At 65.5% G+C, this 17,779-nt stretch carries 16 protein-coding genes; 9 read left to right on the top strand and 7 right to left on the bottom strand.

Annotation, left to right across the window (positions count from 1 at the left end; genetic code table 11):
• Positions 1-9 precede the first annotated feature (9 nt).
• The 4 genes from queE (at position 10) to B0G62_RS04285 (ending at position 2,837) form a co-directional block, all read left to right on the top strand.
• The gene (gene queE, locus B0G62_RS04300; RefSeq protein ID WP_103702783.1) at positions 10-642 is read left to right on the top strand and encodes a 7-carboxy-7-deazaguanine synthase; all 633 of its coding nucleotides are present in this window, start codon (positions 10-12) and stop codon (positions 640-642) included.
• Positions 643-671: 29 nt separating this feature from the next.
• Entirely contained in the window at positions 672-1,115 is a 444-nt protein-coding gene (gene queD / locus B0G62_RS04295; RefSeq protein WP_103702975.1) for a 6-carboxytetrahydropterin synthase QueD, read from the top strand.
• Positions 1,116-1,344: 229 nt separating this feature from the next.
• Complete coding sequence (locus B0G62_RS04290; RefSeq protein ID WP_103702974.1) at positions 1,345-2,127, top strand: HpcH/HpaI aldolase family protein; 783 nt, start codon at positions 1,345-1,347, stop codon at positions 2,125-2,127.
• The gene (locus B0G62_RS04285) at positions 2,124-2,837 is read left to right on the top strand and encodes a tetratricopeptide repeat protein (RefSeq protein ID WP_103702781.1); all 714 of its coding nucleotides are present in this window, start codon (positions 2,124-2,126) and stop codon (positions 2,835-2,837) included. The genes B0G62_RS04290 and B0G62_RS04285 overlap by 4 nt, the downstream gene beginning before the upstream one ends.
• A 68-nt stretch (positions 2,838-2,905) precedes the next feature.
• On the opposite strand, the gene rodA is transcribed toward B0G62_RS04285, so the two are convergent.
• The 5 genes from rodA to B0G62_RS04260 form a co-directional block, all read right to left on the bottom strand.
• Positions 2,906-4,072 carry a rod shape-determining protein RodA gene (gene rodA, locus B0G62_RS04280; RefSeq protein WP_103702779.1) on the bottom strand — a complete coding sequence of 389 codons (1,167 nt, stop codon included), beginning with the start codon at positions 4,070-4,072 and terminating at the stop codon, positions 2,906-2,908.
• A gap of 9 nt (positions 4,073-4,081) precedes the next feature.
• On the bottom strand, positions 4,082-6,481 hold the full coding sequence (mrdA, locus tag B0G62_RS04275) for a penicillin-binding protein 2 (RefSeq protein ID WP_103702777.1): 2,400 nt from the start codon (positions 6,479-6,481) through the stop codon (positions 4,082-4,084).
• A 104-nt stretch (positions 6,482-6,585) separates the two neighbouring features.
• Positions 6,586-7,098, bottom strand: a complete 513-nt coding sequence (mreD, locus tag B0G62_RS04270; RefSeq protein WP_103702775.1) for a rod shape-determining protein MreD — start codon at positions 7,096-7,098, stop codon at positions 6,586-6,588.
• Positions 7,098-8,156, bottom strand: a complete 1,059-nt coding sequence (gene mreC, locus B0G62_RS04265) for a rod shape-determining protein MreC (protein WP_103702773.1) — start codon at positions 8,154-8,156, stop codon at positions 7,098-7,100. Before mreC ends, mreD begins: the two co-directional genes overlap by 1 nt.
• 246 nt (positions 8,157-8,402) lie before the next feature.
• Positions 8,403-9,446 (bottom strand): rod shape-determining protein, encoded by a 1,044-nt coding sequence (locus B0G62_RS04260; RefSeq protein ID WP_004189550.1) that lies wholly within the window; start codon positions 9,444-9,446, stop codon positions 8,403-8,405.
• Positions 9,447-9,828: 382 nt separating this feature from the next.
• Between B0G62_RS04260 and gatC the strand changes: the two genes are divergently transcribed.
• From gatC to B0G62_RS04235, 5 genes are all read left to right on the top strand, one after another.
• A complete protein-coding gene (gatC, locus tag B0G62_RS04255; RefSeq protein ID WP_103702771.1) occupies positions 9,829-10,128 on the top strand; it encodes an Asp-tRNA(Asn)/Glu-tRNA(Gln) amidotransferase subunit GatC in 300 nt (99 codons plus the stop codon).
• 169 nt (positions 10,129-10,297) lie between these two features.
• Positions 10,298-11,788, top strand: a complete 1,491-nt coding sequence (gatA, locus tag B0G62_RS04250) for an Asp-tRNA(Asn)/Glu-tRNA(Gln) amidotransferase subunit GatA (protein WP_103702769.1) — start codon at positions 10,298-10,300, stop codon at positions 11,786-11,788.
• 2 nt (positions 11,789-11,790) lie between these two features.
• Complete coding sequence (gene gatB / locus B0G62_RS04245; RefSeq protein WP_103702767.1) at positions 11,791-13,266, top strand: Asp-tRNA(Asn)/Glu-tRNA(Gln) amidotransferase subunit GatB; 1,476 nt, start codon at positions 11,791-11,793, stop codon at positions 13,264-13,266.
• Positions 13,267-13,380: 114 nt separating this feature from the next.
• Positions 13,381-14,217 carry a polyphosphate kinase 2 family protein gene (locus B0G62_RS04240; protein ID WP_103702765.1) on the top strand — a complete coding sequence of 279 codons (837 nt, stop codon included), beginning with the start codon at positions 13,381-13,383 and terminating at the stop codon, positions 14,215-14,217.
• A gap of 45 nt (positions 14,218-14,262) precedes the next feature.
• On the top strand, positions 14,263-15,045 hold the full coding sequence (locus tag B0G62_RS04235) for an exodeoxyribonuclease III (protein ID WP_103702763.1): 783 nt from the start codon (positions 14,263-14,265) through the stop codon (positions 15,043-15,045).
• Positions 15,046-15,073: 28 nt separating this feature from the next.
• Here B0G62_RS04235 and B0G62_RS04230 read toward each other — a convergent pair whose 3' ends face one another.
• Together B0G62_RS04230 and B0G62_RS04225 are read right to left on the bottom strand one after the other, a co-directional pair.
• The gene (locus B0G62_RS04230; protein WP_244193098.1) at positions 15,074-16,177 is read right to left on the bottom strand and encodes a M48 family metallopeptidase; all 1,104 of its coding nucleotides are present in this window, start codon (positions 16,175-16,177) and stop codon (positions 15,074-15,076) included.
• Positions 16,178-16,287: 110 nt separating this feature from the next.
• Positions 16,288-17,736: an AmpG family muropeptide MFS transporter gene (locus B0G62_RS04225; protein ID WP_103702762.1), complete on the bottom strand. Its 1,449-nt coding sequence runs from the start codon at positions 17,734-17,736 to the stop codon at positions 16,288-16,290.
• Between the last annotated feature and the right edge of the window lie 43 nt (positions 17,737-17,779).

The following is a 17,779-nucleotide window of genomic DNA, read 5'->3' as shown; positions in this document are numbered from 1 at the left end:
GGCAGCAGCATGACTTACGCGGTAAAGGAAATCTTCTACACGTTGCAGGGCGAAGGCGCGAACGCCGGGCGTCCGGCCGTGTTCTGCCGGTTCGCCGGCTGCAATCTGTGGTCGGGCCGCGAGGAAGACCGCGAGAGCGCGCAGTGCCGCTTCTGCGACACCGATTTCGTCGGCACCGATGGCGAGAACGGCGGTAAATTCCGCACGCCCGAGGAACTGGTCGCGAAGATCGCGTCGCTGTGGCCCGAAGGCGAGGGCAACCGCTTCGTGGTCTGCACGGGCGGCGAGCCGATGCTGCAGATCGACCAGCCTTTCGTCGATGCGCTGCACGCGGCGGGCTTCGAGATCGCCATCGAAACCAACGGCTCGCTGCCGGTGCTGGAAACCATCGACTGGATCTGCGTGAGCCCGAAGGCCGACGCGCCGCTCGTGGTCACCAGGGGCAACGAACTCAAGGTCGTGGTGCCGCAGGACAACCAGCGTTTGGCCGATTACGCGAAGCTCGATTTCGAGTATTTTCTCGTTCAGCCGATGGACGGTCCTTCGCGCGACCTGAACACGAAGCTCGCCATCGACTGGTGCAAGCGCCATCCGCAATGGCGCCTGTCGATGCAGACGCACAAATACCTGAACATTCCCTGATTTTGCCTTTTTCCGTTGAAGCAGCCGTGCTGACGATCACCCGAAAACTCGAATTCGATGCGGGCCACCGCATTCCCGACCACCGCAGCCAGTGCAGGAACCTGCACGGCCATCGCTACGTGCTCGAAATCACGCTGCAAGGCGACACCGTCGAGACGGAAGGCGCGCCCGACCGCGGCATGGTGATGGATTTCGCCGACGTGAAGGCGCTTGCGAACCAGCATCTCGTCGATCTGTGGGATCACGCGTTCCTCGTCTTCGAAGGCGACACGCAGGTGCGCGGTTTCCTCGAAACGCTGCCGGGCCACAAGACCGTCGTGATCGACCGCATCCCGACCGTGGAAAATCTCGCGGCGATCGCCTTCGAGATCCTCGCGAACGTCTACGACGCGCATTACGGCGTGAATCTGCAGTTGTACAAGGTGCGCCTGTACGAAACGCCGAACTGCTGGGCCGAAGTCATCCGCGACTGACGCCGGGGCATTTGCCCTGCAATGCCCTTCTCGAAGCGCCGCGCAAGGCCGGGTTTTCCACCCGGCCTGCGTACTTTTGGCGCGGTATGATCGCTCTCGCCTGGCCGCGCCGTCTCCGGCGCGGCCCACTACAACGACGCATAACGAAAGCGAGACTTGCCGGTGCGTGGCGCTGCCGGGCCGAGCGGCCCGTGCGCGCGCGTTGCGCGGCCTCGCCCGGAGCACGGCGATGAGCACCTTCACCAATCCCCTCAAGGAACGCCTCCCACAGGCCGAGCCGCTATTCGGCCTGTGGCTGTCGATGGGCAGCGAAACGGCCGCCGAGGCGCTGGCGCACGCCGGTTTCGACTGGCTCCTGATCGACATGGAGCACGCGCCCAACGATAGCGGCGACGTCTTCGCGCAACTGCGCGCCATCGCGGCGGCGCATCTGCCGACCGAGCCCGTCGTGCGCGTGCCGGCCAACGAGTCGTGGCTCGTCAAGCGCGTGCTCGATGCGGGCGTGCGCACGGTGATGTTTCCCAACGTGACGTCCGCCGAGGACGCCGCCCGCGTCGTGAGCTACACCCAATATCCCGATGCGAATACGCCGAACGGCCAGCGCGGCGTCGCGGGCGTGGTGCGCGCCGCCGCTTACGGTATGCGGCGCGACTACCTGCAAGGCGCCAATGCGCAGATCGCCTCGATCGTGCAGATCGAATCGGCGGCGGCACTGGCCGAAGTCGAGAAAATCGCCGCCGTGCCGGGCGTCGATTGCCTGTTCGTCGGCCCGGCCGATCTGGCCGCGAGCCTTGGCCATCTGGGCGACGCGAAGCACGCCGATGTGACGGCCGCGATGACGCGCATCGTCGCGGCGGCGCGTGCGGCGGGCGTGGCGGCGGGGATCTTCGCGATGGACGCGGCGCAGGCGAAGCAGTATCGCGAAATGGGCTTTTCCTTCATCGCGCTGGCCGCCGACGTGGTCTGGCTCGTGCGCGCCACGCGTCAGGCGCTGCAGGAGGCACGGGCATGAGGCGTTCGAAAGTGATGCGTGTGTGGATCTTCGCTGCGCTGCTTACCAGCATGAGCGGCATGGCGAGTGCCGCGGGCACGGGCGGCCAGCCATCGGTAAGCGCGGAGTCCGATCCGCAGACGGCCAGCGCTGTCGCCGACTACAACGCGGGCAATCTCACCGTCGCGCGCACGGAGTTCCAGGCGGCGGCCGCGCGCGGCAATCGACTCGCGGAATTCAACTACGCGATGATGCTGCTCAACGGCGAGGGCGGTGCCGCCGACGTGACCGAGGGCCGCAAGTGGCTGCACAAGGCCGCCGACGCCAACATGTCCCACGCGCAATACGTGTACGGCAAGATGTACGACGATGGCGACTTCGTCGATCGTAATCCCGCCGAAGCGCATCAGTGGTTCCTCAAGGCCGCGAAGCAGGGCCATGTGCAGGCCGAGCTTGCGCTCGCCAACCAGTTCCTCGACGGACGCGGCACCGGGCGCGACAACAAGCAGGCGTTCTACTGGTACAAGAAGGCCGCCGAGGGCGGCGACATGACCGCGCAATACGTGACCGGTTCGTTCTACGAGCGCGGCGGCGACGGCGTGCCGAAGAACCTCAACGTCGCGCGCGCCTACTATGCGGCGGCCGCCGCGCAGGGCGATCCGGTCGCGCGCCTCAAATTCCAGCAGCTGAGCGCGCAACTGCAGAAGAACGCACCGGCGCAGCCTCAGTAAATCCGCTGCTCCAAACGAAAACGCGCCGGTCGAAGCCGGCGCGTTTTGCTTTGCGGGTCGCGGAGCAATCAGCTCTGCATGAGCCGCTTCTGCCGCCCGACGCTCATGATCAGGCCGATGGCGATGCCGAGCGTCGTGAGCGCCGTGCCGCCGTAGCTCATGAAGGGCAGCGGCACGCCCACCACGGGCAGAATCCCGCTCACCATGCCGATGTTCACGAACGCGTAGGTGAAGAACGCCATCGTCAGCGACCCGGCCAGTAATCGCCCGAACAGCGTCGCGCCGTTGGCCGCGATATACAGCCCGCGCGCGATCAGACACATGTAGAGCGTGAGCAGCACGATGCCGCCCGCCATGCCGAATTCCTCGGAGAACACCGCGAAGATGAAGTCGGTATGCTTTTCGGGGATGAACTCCAGATGCGACTGCGTGCCCTTGAGCCAGCCCTTGCCGAGCGGGCCGCCCGAGCCGATCGCGATCACGGCCTGAATCGTGTGGAAACCCTTGCCGAGCGGATCGGACGTCGGATCGAGCAGCGTGCAGATACGGTGCTTCTGATAATCGTGCATGAGCGGCCAGTTCACCTGCGGCTGGCAGATCTTGTCCTGGAACGCGGCGATCGACGCCACCGCGATGATGCCCGCGATCAGCACCGGCACGATCAGCTTGAACGACAGGCCCGCGAAATAGATCACGAAGAAGCCCGAGGCGAACACCAGCACGGCGGTGCCCAGGTCAGGCTGCTTGGCGATCAGGCCGACCGGCACGAGCAGGATCACGAAGCCCACGAGGAAGTCGTACCAGCGCATCACGCCTTCGCGGCGCTGGTAGTACCACGCGAGCATGAGCGGCGTGGCGATCTTGAGAATCTCCGACGGCTGGATGACGACGCCCACATTGATCCAGCGCTTCGCGCCCTTGCGCGTGAGCCCGAATAGCGCGACCGCGATCAGTAACGCGATGCCGAAGGAATAGATCGGCACCGCGAAGCGCATCAGCGTATTGGGCGGCACATTGGCGAGCGCCCACATCAGCACGAAGGTGAGCATGATGTTGCGCAACTGGTCCTCGACGCGTCCCGGCACATCCAGACTCGCGCTGTACAGCGTGACGATGCCCACGCACAGCAGCAGGAACACCGTGAGCGCGAGCGGGCGGTCGAAACCGAGGAACATCTTGCGCAGCGCGTCGAGCACGGCGCGCTTGTCGATCTTGTCGAACTGTAGAAGAGGCATGGGAAGTCCTTACTCGTCGATGCCGCCCGTGGCGGGCTTGGGCGGCGGCGCGAGCGTGGCCGCGGCGGGTGCGCTCGCAGGGCGGCGCGGACGATGCGGGCCGAAATGGCGCGGCAAGGATGCGGCAGTGGGGCGCTGCGCGGGGGCGTCGTCGGCCACGCTGGTGTTGCCACCAGTGCCGCCGTTCACGGCATCGGCGGGCGCTGCGTGCGCTTTGCCGGCTTGGGTATCGGCTTTGGCGCCCGAAGCGGCGTTTGCCGCCGATGCCGCTTGCGCCGCGGACGCCGCCGAAGCCGCCTCGGCGGCAGAGGCCGCGCCCGGAATCGGCAGCGGCGTGAAGCCTGCGGCGACCTTGACCGTTTGCGTGGTCGACGCGGCGTTTTCGGGCGCGGCCGCAGGCGCGGAGCCTGGCATGGCCGCCGACGCGCCCTGCGGCGGCTGGCCGATCACGGGCGCCGACGCGTCCTGCGTCGCCGAAGCCGCCGCCGCCACGGCGGCCTGCTCGGCGCCCGGCTTCAGCCGATCGACGAGGTAATAGTCGAGCACGCGGCGCGCGATCGGGCCTGCGGACTGCGCACCCCAGCCGCCGTTTTCGACGATCAGGGCGATGGCGATCTGCGGCTTTTCGGCGGGCGCGAAAGCGATGAACAGCGCGTGGTCGCGCAGATGTTCGGCGACCGCGTGCGCCTGATACTTCGCGCCTTGCAGCGAGTACACCTGCGCCGTACCGGTCTTGCCCGCCGACGTGTAGGCCGCGTTCTGGAAGATCTTGAACGCCGTGCCCGACGGATTCATCGTCACGTTTTCCATGCCGCGCTTCACGACGTCGATATCGGCCTGCTTCACATCGAGCCGGCCGCTCTCGCTCGGCACGGTCAGGTGCTCTTCCTTCGTGATCGGGTTTTCGATTTCCTTCACAAGGTGAGGCTTCATGAGCACGCCGTTATCGGCGAGCGTGGCCGTGGCGTGCGCGAGCTGCAGGATCGTGAACGAGTTGTAGCCCTGGCCGATGCCCAGGCTGATCGTTTCGCCCTCATACCATCTCTGCTGCTCGGGCTTGCGGTAGGCCTTGCGCTTCCAGTCGGTGGAGGGCAGGATGCCGCGCGCCTCGCCCGCGATGTCGATGCCGGTCAACTGGCCGAAGCCGAGCGGCTTCATGAAGTTCGCGATGTTGTCCACGCCCAGATCGTGCGCGAGCATGAAGAAGTAGGTGTCGTTCGACACCATGATCGCGCGGTTCATGTCGACCCAGCCCTGGCCCGAACGCACGTCGTTGTTGAAGCGGTGGCCGCCGAACATGTAGTAGCCGGGGTCCGAAAAGCCCCAGCCCGGCGTGCGCTTGTGCAGCGTGAGCGCGGCGAGCGCCATGAACGGCTTGTAGGTCGAACCCGGCGGATAGGTGCCGTGCAGCGGACGGTTGAGCAGCGGGTGATCGGGCGAGTTGTTGAGCTCGTCCCAGGTCTGCTGGTCGATGCCGTCGACGAAGGAATTCGGATCGAAGCTCGGCGCGGACACAAACGCCAGAATGTCGCCCGTGGACGGCTCGATCGCCACCAGCGCGCCGCGCTTGCCCGCGAACGCCTGCTCCGCCACCTGCTGCAAACCGATGTCGATCGACAGCACGAGGTTGTTGCCCGGTGTCGCCTGGGTGCGCGAGAGCGTGCGCACGGGGCGCCCGCCCGCCGTCACTTCCACTTCCTCGAAGCCCGTCAGGCCGTGCAGTTCGGTTTCGTAGCTCTGCTCGACGCCGATCTTGCCGATGTAGTCGGTGCCGTTGTAGTTGTTGGCGTCCAGACGCGGATCGTAGTGCTCGGTATCGTTGTCGTTCTGGTCGCTGGCGTCGTCGATGCGCTCCTGGTCGCGCTGCGAGATGCGGCCGATATAGCCGATCACGTGCGCGGCCGTGGGGCCGAGCGGATACTGGCGGAACAGACGCGCGCGCACTTCGACGCCGGGGAAGCGGAAGCGCTGCGCCGTGAAGCGCGCGACTTCGTCGTCGCTCAGGCGCGTGCGGATCGGCAGGCTCTCGAAGTTCTTCGAGTCTTCGAGCAGCTTCTTGAAGCGGCGGCGGTCGCGCGCGTCGATCGGGATCACGGTCGAGAGCTGGTCGATCGTGTTGTCGAGCGTGTCGGTAAGCTTCGAGGGCGTGATTTCGAGCGTGTACGCGGAGTAGTTCTTCGCGAGCACGACGCCGTTGCGGTCCGTGATGATGCCGCGGTTCGGCACGATCGGCGCGACGGAAATGCGGTTCTCGTCGGCTTGCAGCGAGTATTTGCTGTGGTTCCAGACCTGCAGGTAGAGGAAGCGGAACGCGATCAGCCCGAAGCAGACGAACACGAACACTCCCGCCGCGGCGACGCGCAGGCGGTACTTCGAGAGCTGCTGCTGGGTGTCCTTGAATTCGGTCATGCGCTCAAACGCCGAGGCCCGCGCCTCGCGCAAGCGCTGCGGCGGGCCGGTAGGGAGAGGGGATCATCGGTTACGACTTTCAACGGTGAGCGGCGCGCGGCCGCTCAGATGGGCCGCGTGTCGTCGGGATCGACGGGGCGGCGCTGCGGCAGCAGCAGCAACAGGCTGGTGAGCGGCCACAGCACGGCTTCGACGAAGCCGCTGATCAGATAGCCCCAACCGGGGAAGGATGCGCCCATCAAGAGGCGGATCACGAAGGGCACGACCTGCGCGCCCACGAGCATCGGCATGACGGCAAACATCTGCACGCCGAGCGACATCCACAGCACGCGGCGGTGAATGGTGATCGCGCCGAACGACAGCAGCGTGTAGGCAAGCGCGTGCTCGCCGAGCAGATTGGCGTTATGCACGTCCATCAGCAGGCCGAGGCAGAACGAAATGCCCATGCCGACCTTGCGCGGCTGGTGGATGTTCCAGAACAGCAGCACGAGCGCGACGAAATCGGGCACGCCCGGCAGCTTGCCCCACGGCAGCAGATTCAGCAGGAACGCCGCCGCGAGACTGAACGCGATGAAGTACGGGTTGACCGGCTGGAGAATGTATTGCGGACGCACCATCAATGGCCCCCTTGCGCGGCCGGCGCTTTGGCGGGGGCGGCTTGCGGCGCGGTCGCGATGGGCTTCGAGGCAGGTTTCGCGGCGACTGGCGCCGGGGCGGCCGCCTTCGACTTGTCGTCGGCCTTTTTGTCCGCGCCCTTCGCGGCCTTTTTCTTCGTGTCCTTGGCTTCGGCGGCGGCGGCCGCTGCGGCAGCCTCGGCGGCTTCGACCGGGTTCGGCGGCACCTGGCGCACGAAATGCAGCACCAGCACCTGACGCGCGCCGCGCACGGCGGCCAGCGGCGCGCAGACCACGCGCGCAAAGGCGGTATCGGCCTGCTTGTCGACGCGCACCACCTTCGCAACCGGCAAGCCTTGCGGATAAACGCCGTCGAGGCCGCTCGTCACGAGTTCGTCGCCAGCCTGCAAATCGGCGCTGATCGGCACGAAGCGCAGATCGAGCAGATCGCCCTTGGGTGTGCCGTAGATCACGCTGCGCAGGCCCGTGCGCACGACTTCGACCGGCACGGCCTGGTCCTTGTCGGTGACGAGCGTCACTTCGGACTGCATCGGAAATACCCGCGTGACCTGGCCGATCACGCCGTCTTCGCTGAGCACGGGGGCGCCGTTCTGCACGCCCTGCTGCGAGCCGCCGCCGATCACGACCTTCTGCGTGAACGGGTCGCGCGTGTCGTACTGGATTTCGGCGGGCGTGGTCGGCGCGCCGATGCGCTGCGAAAGTTGCAGCAGGGCGCGCAGATGGGCGTTTTCGGCGGCGAGCGTGGCCGCCTGGTTGGCCTGCTGCGAAAGCTGGAGATTGCGCGCGTGAAGCTGCGCATTGTCCTGGCGCAGCGACGCGCTGGTGACGGCCAGGTCGGCGGCGCCCATGAAGAGGTCGCGCGGCACGAGGGCCGCGCGCTGCAGCGGATAGAGGCCAGCGCCGAGCACGCCGCGCACGACTTCCAGCGTCTTGAAGCGCGCGTCGGAAATCAGCAGCGCGATCGACAGCACGACAAAGAAGAGCAGCCGTGCGAGTGCCGAGGGGCCTTGCTTGAATAGAGGCGGCGGACTGTATTCCATGGTCTGCGCCGGGGGCGTATGCGGTTCGGTGAAACTAACGGTGAAACGAGAGGCGCATCGGCGGTGCCAGCGGGATATTCCGGAGACACCGCGGGCACACCCCGCTGCGCGCGGCGGCAGGCTTGCCGCCCCGACCTTCGTTGCGCGTCGATAGTAGCGGATTTGCCGGCGACCCGGCCGCGCCGGTTGCAATAGCGGGTCGAACTGCGGCTTGCAACCGCATCGACCGCTCCCGCAGCGGTGCGCTTACTCGTACGAGAAGATGCTGCCCAGCTTGTCCATGCGTTCGAGCGCCATGCCCGAGCCGCGCACGACGCAGGTGAGCGGATCTTCGGCGACCAGCACCGGCAGGCCGGTTTCTTCGGCGAGCAGGCGGTCCAGGTCGCGCAGCAGCGCGCCGCCGCCCGTGAGCATCATGCCGCGTTCGGCGATGTCGGCGCCCAGTTCCGGCGGCGTTTGTTCCAGCGCGATCTTCACCGACGAGACGATCTGGTTCAGCGGATCGGTGAGCGCTTCGAGGATTTCGTTGCTCGAAATCGTGAAGCTGCGCGGAATACCTTCCGACAGGTTGCGACCCTTGACTTCCATTTCCTTGACTTCGGAACCGGGGAAGGCCGAGCCGATTTCCTTCTTGATGGCTTCGGCGGTTTGTTCGCCGATCAACATGCCGTAGTTGCGGCGGATGTAGTTGACGATGGCTTCGTCGAACTTGTCGCCGCCCACGCGCACCGAACCCTTGTACACGATGCCGCCGAGCGAGATCACGCCCACTTCGGTCGTGCCGCCGCCGATGTCGACGACCATCGAGCCCGTGGCTTCCGACACCGGCAGGCCGGCGCCGATTGCAGCGGCCATCGGCTCTTCGATCAGGTAGACCTGCGAGGCGCCCGCGCCGTGCGCGGCTTCCTTGATCGCGCGGCGCTCGACCTGGGTGGAACCGCAGGGCACGCAGATGATGATGCGCGGCGAGGGCGAGAACATGCGCGATTCGTGTGCAGTCTTGATGAACTGCTTGATCATCTGTTCCGTGACGGTGAAGTCGGCGATCACGCCGTCCTTCATCGGGCGGATGGCTTCGATGTTGCCCGGCACCTTGCCAAGCATCTGCTTGGCTTCCTTGCCGACAGCCTGAATCGTTTTCTTGCCGTTCGGGCCGCCTTCCTGGCGGATGGACACGACCGACGGCTCGTCAAGGACGATGCCCTTGCCGCGCATGTAGATCAGCGTGTTGGCGGTACCGAGGTCGATCGCGAGATCGTTGGAGAAGTAGCTACGCAGAAAACCGAACATTCAAAAATCCTGTCTCGCTTGTGGCCGACCTACGAGACGAGCGGGTCACGGGCGGCAGCGGAAAAAATAACAGCCTCAGGACGGGCGGAAAGCGCCGCCGCGAGGAGCCTGAAACTGCGGGAATGGTTACCGGAGGCGGCCCCGCTGCGCGCCAACTGAGCGCAAATTGCTGCGCTCAGGGATGAAAGGCAGACGCAAGGCGGTCCGGGTTTGAGTCGAACGCGTAATGATACCTTATAATTTTGCCTGTTTTGCAGGATCCGGAAGCCAGTTTTTGACCTCGTCGAAGCTTTCTTCAACACTCGGATCCGGCGCGATAAACCGCTGTTACAGCACCGTTTTTTTCGGACTGCTTCAGCTTCAAAATTTTTCCGGTGAACGCATGGCCCTGACCCTGACCGATGTGAAGCGCATCGCGCATCTCGCGCGCCTCGAACTGGCCGATGCCGAGGCCGGCAATACGCTCGATCGCCTGAATAATTTCTTCGGGCTCGTCGAGCAGATGCAGGCCGTGGACACCACGGGCATTGCGCCTCTCGCGCATCCGATCGAACAGATCGAAGACGTCGCGCTGCGACTGCGCGAGGACGCGGTAACCGAAACCGTGGATCGCGACGCCTACCAGCGCCCCGCCCCCGCGGTACAGGACGGACTTTACCTCGTTCCGCGCGTGATTGAATAAAGAGACGCGTATTTAGCGGCATTTTCGAAGAAGTTCGAGTCTCCTGACCTTAACTTCCGAAAACGCCGCCACCCCCGAATTGGCGGGGCGCAGCCCGCGCGTGCGCGAGGCGCTCCCGGGCGGGGCGATCGTTGTGATCGACCCGTTACGATCTTCCAGGACTCACGCAATGCATGACAAAAGTTTGACCGAACTGCGCGCCGCACTGGCCGCGAAGGCGTGCTCCGCAGTCGAACTGGCCCAGCATTTTCTTGGCCGGATTGACGCGCATCAAGATCTGAACGCGTTTGTCGACGTCAATCCCGAATTGACGCTCGCCCAGGCGAAGGCCGCCGACGCGCTGCTGCACACCGGCCACGCCGGGCCGCTCGCCGGCATTCCGCTCGCGCACAAGGACGTGTTCGTCACGCGCGGCTGGCGCTCGACGGCAGGCTCGAAGATGCTTGCAAACTACGTCAGCCCGTTCGACGCCACCGTGGTCGAACGCCTTGAGCGCGCCGGCATGGTGACGCTCGGCAAGACCAACATGGACGAATTCGCGATGGGCTCGTCCAACGAGAACTCGTACTTCGGCGCCGTGAAGAACCCGTGGGACACGAAGGCCGTGCCGGGCGGCTCGTCGGGCGGTTCGGCCGCCGCCGTGGCCGCGCGCCTCGCGCCCGCCGCGACGGGCACCGACACGGGCGGCTCGATCCGTCAGCCCGCGTCGTTCTCGGGCATCACGGGCATCAAGCCCACGTATGGCCGCGTATCGCGCTACGGCATGATCGCGTTCGCCTCGTCGCTCGACCAGGGCGGCCCGATGGCGCAAAGCGCCGCCGACTGCGCGCTGCTGCTCAACGCGATGGCCGGTTTCGACGAACGCGACTCCACCAGCCTGCAACGCGAAAACGAAGACTACACGCGCCACCTCGGCCAGCACTGGACGCCGGACGCGTCCGCCGACAAGCCGCTCGCGGGCCTGCGCATCGGCCTGCCGAAGGAGTACTTCGGCGCGGGCCTCGCCGACGACGTGCGCGCGAGCATCGACGCCGCGCTCAAGACCTATGAGTCGCTGGGCGCCACGCTCGTGGAAGTCACGCTGCCGAAGACCGAACTGTCGATTCCCGTGTACTACGTGATCGCTCCGGCGGAAGCCTCGTCGAACCTCTCGCGTTTCGACGGCGTGCGCTTCGGCCATCGCGCGGCGCAGTACGGCGATCTGCTCGACATGTACAAGAAGTCGCGCGCGGAAGGCTTCGGCCCCGAAGTGAAGCGCCGCATTCTGGTAGGCGCCTACGTGCTGTCGCACGGTTACTACGACGCGTACTACCTGCAGGCGCAGAAGATCCGACGCATCATCGCGCAGGACTTCCAGGAAGCGTTCAAGCAGTGCGACGTCATCATGGGGCCGGTCGCGCCGAGCGTGGCGTGGGACATCGGCGCGAAGGGCGACGATCCTTTGCAGATGTACCTCGCGGACATCTACACGCTGTCGACCAGCCTCGCGGGCCTGCCCGGCATGAGCGTGCCGTGCGGCTTCGGCGCGGGTGCGAACGCGCAACGTCCGGTCGGTCTGCAGATCGTCGGCAACTATTTCAACGAGGCCCGCATGCTGCAGGTCGCCGACGCTTTCCAGCGCGCGACCGACTGGCATCGCAAGGCGCCGGCAGGGGTGTGAACATGGCAACGCAATGGGAAGTCGTTATCGGTCTTGAAACGCACGCGCAATTGTCGACGGTGTCCAAGATCTTCTCGGGCGCATCGACGCAGTTCGGCGCGGCCCCCAACACGCAGGCCTGCCCCGTCGATCTCGCGTTGCCGGGCGTGCTGCCGGTGATGAACCGCGGCGCGGTCGAGCGCGCGATCCAGTTCGGCCTCGCGATCGGCTCGACGATCGCGCCGCGCAGCATCTTCGCGCGCAAGAACTACTTCTACCCGGATCTGCCGAAGGGCTATCAGATCAGCCAGTACGAGATTCCGGTCGTGCAGGGTGGCCAGATCACGATCCAGGTTCCGGCCAACGAAAAGGCCGGCAAAGAAGCGTACGAGAAGACCGTCAATCTCACGCGCGCCCACCTGGAAGAAGATGCGGGCAAGTCGCTGCACGAAGATTTCGCGGGCATGACGGGCATCGACCTGAACCGCGCGGGCACGCCGCTGCTCGAAATCGTTACGGAACCTGAAATGCGCAGCGCGGCGGAAGCCGTGGCCTATGCGAAGTCGCTGCACACGCTGGTCGTGTGGCTCGGCATCTGCGACGGCAACATGCAGGAAGGCTCGTTTCGCTGCGACGCGAACGTGTCGGTGCGCCCGGTCGGCCAGAAGGAATTCGGCACGCGCGCCGAGATCAAGAACCTGAACTCGTTCCGCTTCCTCGAAGAAGCGATCCAGTACGAAGTGCGCCGCCAGATCGAACTGATCGAGGACGGCGGCACGGTGGTGCAGGAAACGCGCCTCTACGATCCGGACAAGCGCGAAACGCGTTCGATGCGCAGCAAGGAAGACGCGCACGATTACCGCTATTTCCCCGATCCCGATCTGATGCCGCTCGTGATCGACGCGGCGTGGGTCGAGCGCGTGAAGGGCGAAATGCCAGAATTGCCCGCGACCATGCAGACGCGTTTCGTCGAGCAGTACGGCGTGACGCCGTACGACGCGAACGTGCTGACGTCGAGCAAGGCGATGGCGTCGTACTTCGAAGCCGTGGTGGCGAAGGCCGGCCCGGCGCAGGCCAAGGCCGCCGCGAACTGGCTGATGGGCGAAGTCTCGTCGCAGCTGAACCGCGAAGGGCTCGATATCGGCGCGTCGCCGGTCTCGGCTGCGCAGTTCGCGCTGCTGCTCGCGCGTATCGCCGACGGCACGATCTCGAACAAGATCGCCAAGGAAATCTTCCAGGCGATGTGGGACGAGAAGGCCGCGGACGAAGCCGCCGTGGACCGCATCATCGACGCCAAGGGTCTCAAGCAGATCTCCGACACCGGCGCGCTCGAAGCGATCATCGACGAGGTGCTCGCCGCGAATGCGAAGTCGGTCGAGGAATTCCGCGCGGGCAAGGAAAAAGCCTTCAACGCGCTGATCGGCCAGGCCATGAAGGCCACCAAGGGCAAGGCGAACCCGCAGCAGGTCAACGAACTGCTGAAAAAGAAGCTGGGCTGATCCCCATGTCAGGCTGTTGAACAGGCCTGGCTGGCGAGGCGGCGTCGTGCGAGGGTGTGCGGCGCCGCCTCGCCGCTTCAGGCGGCCGGATTCACCTCAAGGAGCGCACAAGCGATGGCGAAGTCCCCGAGTCTCGACGATTTCCGCGTACCGTATTTCAGCAACAAGAACGGCGAAAAATTCTCGCCCGAGGCGATCGATCCGGGCGCGAAGCCCTTCTCCACGGGCAGCAAGGACGGCGACCGCGAGCGGCTTGCCGCGATCGGCGACAAGCTCGACGTGCTGCAGGAGCGCCTGCATGCGCAGCGTCATCAGCGCGTGCTGCTGGTGCTGCAGGGCATGGACACGAGCGGCAAGGACGGCACCATTCGCGGCGTGTTTCATGAGGTTGATCCGCTCGGCCTGCGCATCGTGCCGTTTCGTGCACCGACGCCCATCGAAGCCGCGCACGACTTCCTCTGGCGCGTGCACATGCAGGTGCCGGGCGCCGGCGAACTGGCGATCTTCAACCGCAGCCACTACGAAGACGTGCTGGTGCCGCGCGTGATGGAGCAGATCGACGCGGCCGAATGCGAGCGCCGCTACGCGCAGATCCGCGACTTCGAGCGCATGCTCGCGGAAAGCGGCACGACCATCATCAAGTGCTGGCTGCACATCTCGAAGGACGAGCAGCGCCGCCGCATCCAGGCGCGCATCGACGATCCTTCGAAGCACTGGAAATTCGATCTCTCCGATCTCGAAGCGCGCAAGCACTGGGACGCCTATCAGGCCGCGTACCGCGACGCGCTCGCGGCCACGTCCACCGAATACGCGCCCTGGTACGTGATTCCCGCCGATTCGAAGACGCATCGCAACGTGATGGTCGCCGAGCTGCTGCTGCGCTTGATGGACGACCTGAAGCTCGAATTTCCGCCGGCCAGGCCCGAACTCGAAGGCATGAAGATCGAGTGAATGCCGATCCTTCTGCCCGACCATGAACCCCAAAAGGACTGAAAAATGCTGCGTGTGATCACCGCGAATCTCAATGGCATCCGCTCCGCGGCGAAGAAGGGCTTCTTCGAATGGTTCGGCGAACAGAACGCCGACGTGCTCTGCGTGCAGGAAATCAAGTGCTCGCAGGACGACATGACGCCCGAATTCCTCGCACCGCACGATTTCAAGGGCTACTTCCAGCATGCGGTGAAGAAGGGCTACAGCGGCGCGGGCGTCTACGCGCGCCGCGAGCCGGATGAGGTCATCATCGGCTTCGGCAGCGAGGAGTTCGACGCCGAAGGCCGCTACGTGGAACTGCGCTTCGGCGATCTGTCGGTGATCTCGGTGTATGTGCCGTCGGGTTCGAGCGGCGATGAACGCCAGCAGGCCAAGTACCGCTTCATGGACGTGTTCATGCCGCATCTGGCCGAACTCAAGCGCGAGCGCGAAGTGATCGTGTGCGGCGACGTGAACATCGTCCACAAGGAAATCGACATCAAGAACTGGAAGGGCAACCAGAAGAACTCCGGCTGCCTGCCCGAAGAGCGCGCGTGGCTCACGCAGCTATTCGACGAGGTGGGTTATGTCGATGTGTTCCGCACGCTCGACCCGCGCCCCGAGCAGTACACCTGGTGGAGCAACCGCGGTCAGGCGTACGCGAAGAACGTGGGGTGGCGTATCGATTACCAGATCGCCACGCCCGGCGTCGCGGCGACGGCGAAACGCACGGACGTGTTCCGCGACATCAAGTTCAGCGACCACGCGCCGCTGACGGTCGATTACGACTGGAAGGTCAAGAAGCGCTGATCTTTATTGCGAAGGCTGACGCCCTGATTCAGGGCGCCGCCGCCACCTTGCGCCGCTGCACCGCCGCAATGCCCTGATAGTCGGGCAATGTATTGAGCGGCTTGCCGATGGCCTTCGCGTAGAGCGGCATCATGTCGGCGAGCCGCTTGGCGATATCCGCGCGCCGCGCCGGCGTGTACGGATGCACGTAGATGAAGCCCTGATCGCGGTCGGCCCTGGTGGCGGCCGCGAGCTTGTCCCAGAGCGTGAGCGCCGCGCGCGGATCGAAGCCCGCGCGCGCGGCGATGTCGCTGCCGATCACGTCGGCCTCGGTTTCATCGGCGCGGCCATAGTGCATTTCCACCAGACGCGAGCCGATGCCCAGCGGGAACACCCCCAGATCGGCCAGACCGAACAGCTGCGGCACCACGCCCGATTCGATCTGCGCGGCCTGCTGCTCGCCCAGCCGTTCGCGCACATGCTCGCGCACCGCATGTGCGATCTCGTGGCCGAGCAGCATGCCCAGTTCGTTGTCGTTGAGCCTCACGCGGTCGAGCAGGCCGCCGTACACGACGATCTTGCCGCCCGGCAGACAGTACATGCGGATATCGGGCGAGCGGATCACCGCTACTTCCCACTTCCAGTTCTTGACGCGGTCGCTCCATTTGAGCGAATAGGGCGCGAGCCGGTCCACGAACTGATGCACGCGCTGCGCGTGCGGATCGCTATCCGGATAGAGCAGTTTCGAGTGCGCGGCGCCGCGCACGATCTCGTTGTATTCGGCGGCGGCCTGGGCTTCGAGCGTAGGCGAGGGAATCAGATTGCGAAACACGCCGATATCGCCGAAGCGCACCACGCGGCCCGTGTTCGGCGCGCCGTTCTGCACATTGGGCGATGGGTTCGACGTATTCGCTGGATTCGCTGGATTCGCTGGATTCGCTGGATTCGCCGGGTTCGAATTGAGCGTCGCGGCGCTACCCGGTTGGGGCAGGTTCGACCCATTCGCGGAAGCCGCGCCCGCCGTTTCCGGGGCGCTGGTGAGCGCGGGCGTCGAAGCGGAACTGGACGCGGTGGCCGGGGTGGTCGAAGTGGCGGCGGGATTTTCAGCGGCCTGCGCGAACCCCGAAGCCAGCGTCAGCGCAAGCGCGCACAAGGCGGAACGAAGGTCGGTGCGCTCTCGCTGTGGCCCCGCAGCGCGAGCGCTTATCCCTCCCGGACGACGGCGCGTCGAAAGGCAAACACAGGCGGCATGCTGAGGCGGGGTCACTTCCGGATTCTCCACGGGGCGATTCGAATGAGCAGGAGCATACCCGGTAGAGCGAGCAGCGTGCAGGCGACGAAGTAGTCGAACCAGCCGATTTTCGCGACCACATAACCGCTGGCGGCGGACGCCAGCGTGCGCGGCACCGAGGCGAGACTCGTGAAGAGCGCGAACTGCGTGGCCGTGTAGCGCGGGTCGGTGGTGCTCGCAATATAGGCGGTGAACGCGGCGAGCGTGAGACCGGTCGCGAAGGTTTCGAAGCCGTACACGAGCGCGAGCGCCACCGCGCGCGGATCGAGCGCGAACTGCGCGTTCGCGCCGAAGACCGCGGCGATCTGCGAGACGCCGTGGCTCACCGTCACGACAGCGTCGTAGATGAGCGCAAGCGAGGGCGAACCTGGCCCGAGCTGCGCCAGCCACGCGAAACCGAGCGTCGAGACCATCTGCAGCAAGCCGAAAATCCACAGTCCGCGCCCGATGCCGATCTTCACGAGCGCGATGCCGCCCAGAATGCCGCCCGCGAGACTCGCGCCGAACGCGGTCATCTTGGCGATCACGCCGATCTCGGTGCGCGAATAGCCGATATCGAGGAAAAACGACGTCGAAAGCGTCGTCGCCATCGTATCGCCGAGCTTGTACAGAAAGATGAACGCCAGCACGAACAACGCAGCGGCGAGGCCGTCGCGGTTCACGAATTCGGCGAACGGCTGCACGATGGCGGCGCGCAGATTCTTCGGCGGCGCGCCGTGCACTTCCGGCTCGCTGACCACGAGCGACATGACCATGCCGGGAATCATGAACGCCGCCGTGACGACGAACACCGTGCTCCACGGCAGATGATCCGAGAGAATCAGCGCGAGCGAGCCGGGCACCAGCGCCGCGATCTTGTAAGCGTTCACGTGCACCGCGTTGCCCAGACCTTGTTCGGTGTCCTTGAGCAGCTCGCGCCGGTAGGCGTCGACCGAAATATCCTGGCTCGCGCCGAAGAAGGCCACCAGCGCAGTGAGCGCGGCGACGGTCCAGATCGACTCCCTGGGCGAAACGAAGCCGAGCGCGGCGATCGCGCCGGCCACGAGAATCTGCGTGACCAGCATCCAGCCGCGCCGGCGGCCCGGTTTCCAGCCCGGCAGGCGCGGCACGTAACGGTCCATCAGCGGCGCCCAGACGAATTTCCACGTATACGGAAACTGGATCAGCGCGAACAGGCCGATTTCCTTGAGATTGACGCCTTCGGAGCGCAGCCAGGCCTGCACCAGATAAACGAGGGTGAAGAGCGGCAGCCCCGAGGTAAAGCCGAGGAACACGCAGATCAGCATGTGCGTGTTCAGGTACGCGCGCCAGCCGGGGTGTTCTTCGTGTGCGTCGACGTTGTGGGCGTTATGCGTGTCGGGCGCGTCGTGCGCTTCTTGGGCAGGAGCCTCTCGGGGCGCTTCCTGGGGCGAAATAGGCATGTCGTCGGGTAGCGGCGGCGCGGTGTTGCGGTGTGGATGCGGT

It is taken from the genome of Paraburkholderia eburnea (genome assembly GCF_002917095.1).
Lineage (GTDB): Bacteria > Pseudomonadota > Gammaproteobacteria > Burkholderiales > Burkholderiaceae > Paraburkholderia > Paraburkholderia eburnea.
Note: the sequence above shows the minus strand (reverse complement) of the source record. Positions and strands in the feature narration are given on the sequence as shown.

Bases quoted from the DNA above. Each gene is read 5' to 3' on its own strand.
- queE (WP_103702783.1), top strand. From the start codon at position 10: ATGACTTACGCGGTAAAGGAAATCTTCTACACGTTGCAGGGCGAAGGC.
- B0G62_RS04290 (WP_103702974.1), top strand. From the start codon at position 1,345: ATGAGCACCTTCACCAATCCCCTCAAGGAACGCCTCCCACAGGCCGAG.
- B0G62_RS04285 (WP_103702781.1), top strand. From the start codon at position 2,124: ATGAGGCGTTCGAAAGTGATGCGTGTGTGGATCTTCGCTGCGCTGCTT.
- rodA (WP_103702779.1), bottom strand. From the start codon at position 4,072: ATGCCTCTTCTACAGTTCGACAAGATCGACAAGCGCGCCGTGCTCGAC.
- mrdA (WP_103702777.1), bottom strand. From the start codon at position 6,481: ATGACCGAATTCAAGGACACCCAGCAGCAGCTCTCGAAGTACCGCCTG.
- mreD (WP_103702775.1), bottom strand. From the start codon at position 7,098: ATGGTGCGTCCGCAATACATTCTCCAGCCGGTCAACCCGTACTTCATC.
- mreC (WP_103702773.1), bottom strand. From the start codon at position 8,156: ATGGAATACAGTCCGCCGCCTCTATTCAAGCAAGGCCCCTCGGCACTC.
- B0G62_RS04260 (WP_004189550.1), bottom strand. From the start codon at position 9,446: ATGTTCGGTTTTCTGCGTAGCTACTTCTCCAACGATCTCGCGATCGAC.
- gatC (WP_103702771.1), top strand. From the start codon at position 9,829: ATGGCCCTGACCCTGACCGATGTGAAGCGCATCGCGCATCTCGCGCGC.
- gatA (WP_103702769.1), top strand. From the start codon at position 10,298: ATGCATGACAAAAGTTTGACCGAACTGCGCGCCGCACTGGCCGCGAAG.
- gatB (WP_103702767.1), top strand. From the start codon at position 11,791: ATGGCAACGCAATGGGAAGTCGTTATCGGTCTTGAAACGCACGCGCAA.
- B0G62_RS04240 (WP_103702765.1), top strand. From the start codon at position 13,381: ATGGCGAAGTCCCCGAGTCTCGACGATTTCCGCGTACCGTATTTCAGC.
- B0G62_RS04235 (WP_103702763.1), top strand. From the start codon at position 14,263: ATGCTGCGTGTGATCACCGCGAATCTCAATGGCATCCGCTCCGCGGCG.
- B0G62_RS04225 (WP_103702762.1), bottom strand. From the start codon at position 17,736: ATGCCTATTTCGCCCCAGGAAGCGCCCCGAGAGGCTCCTGCCCAAGAA.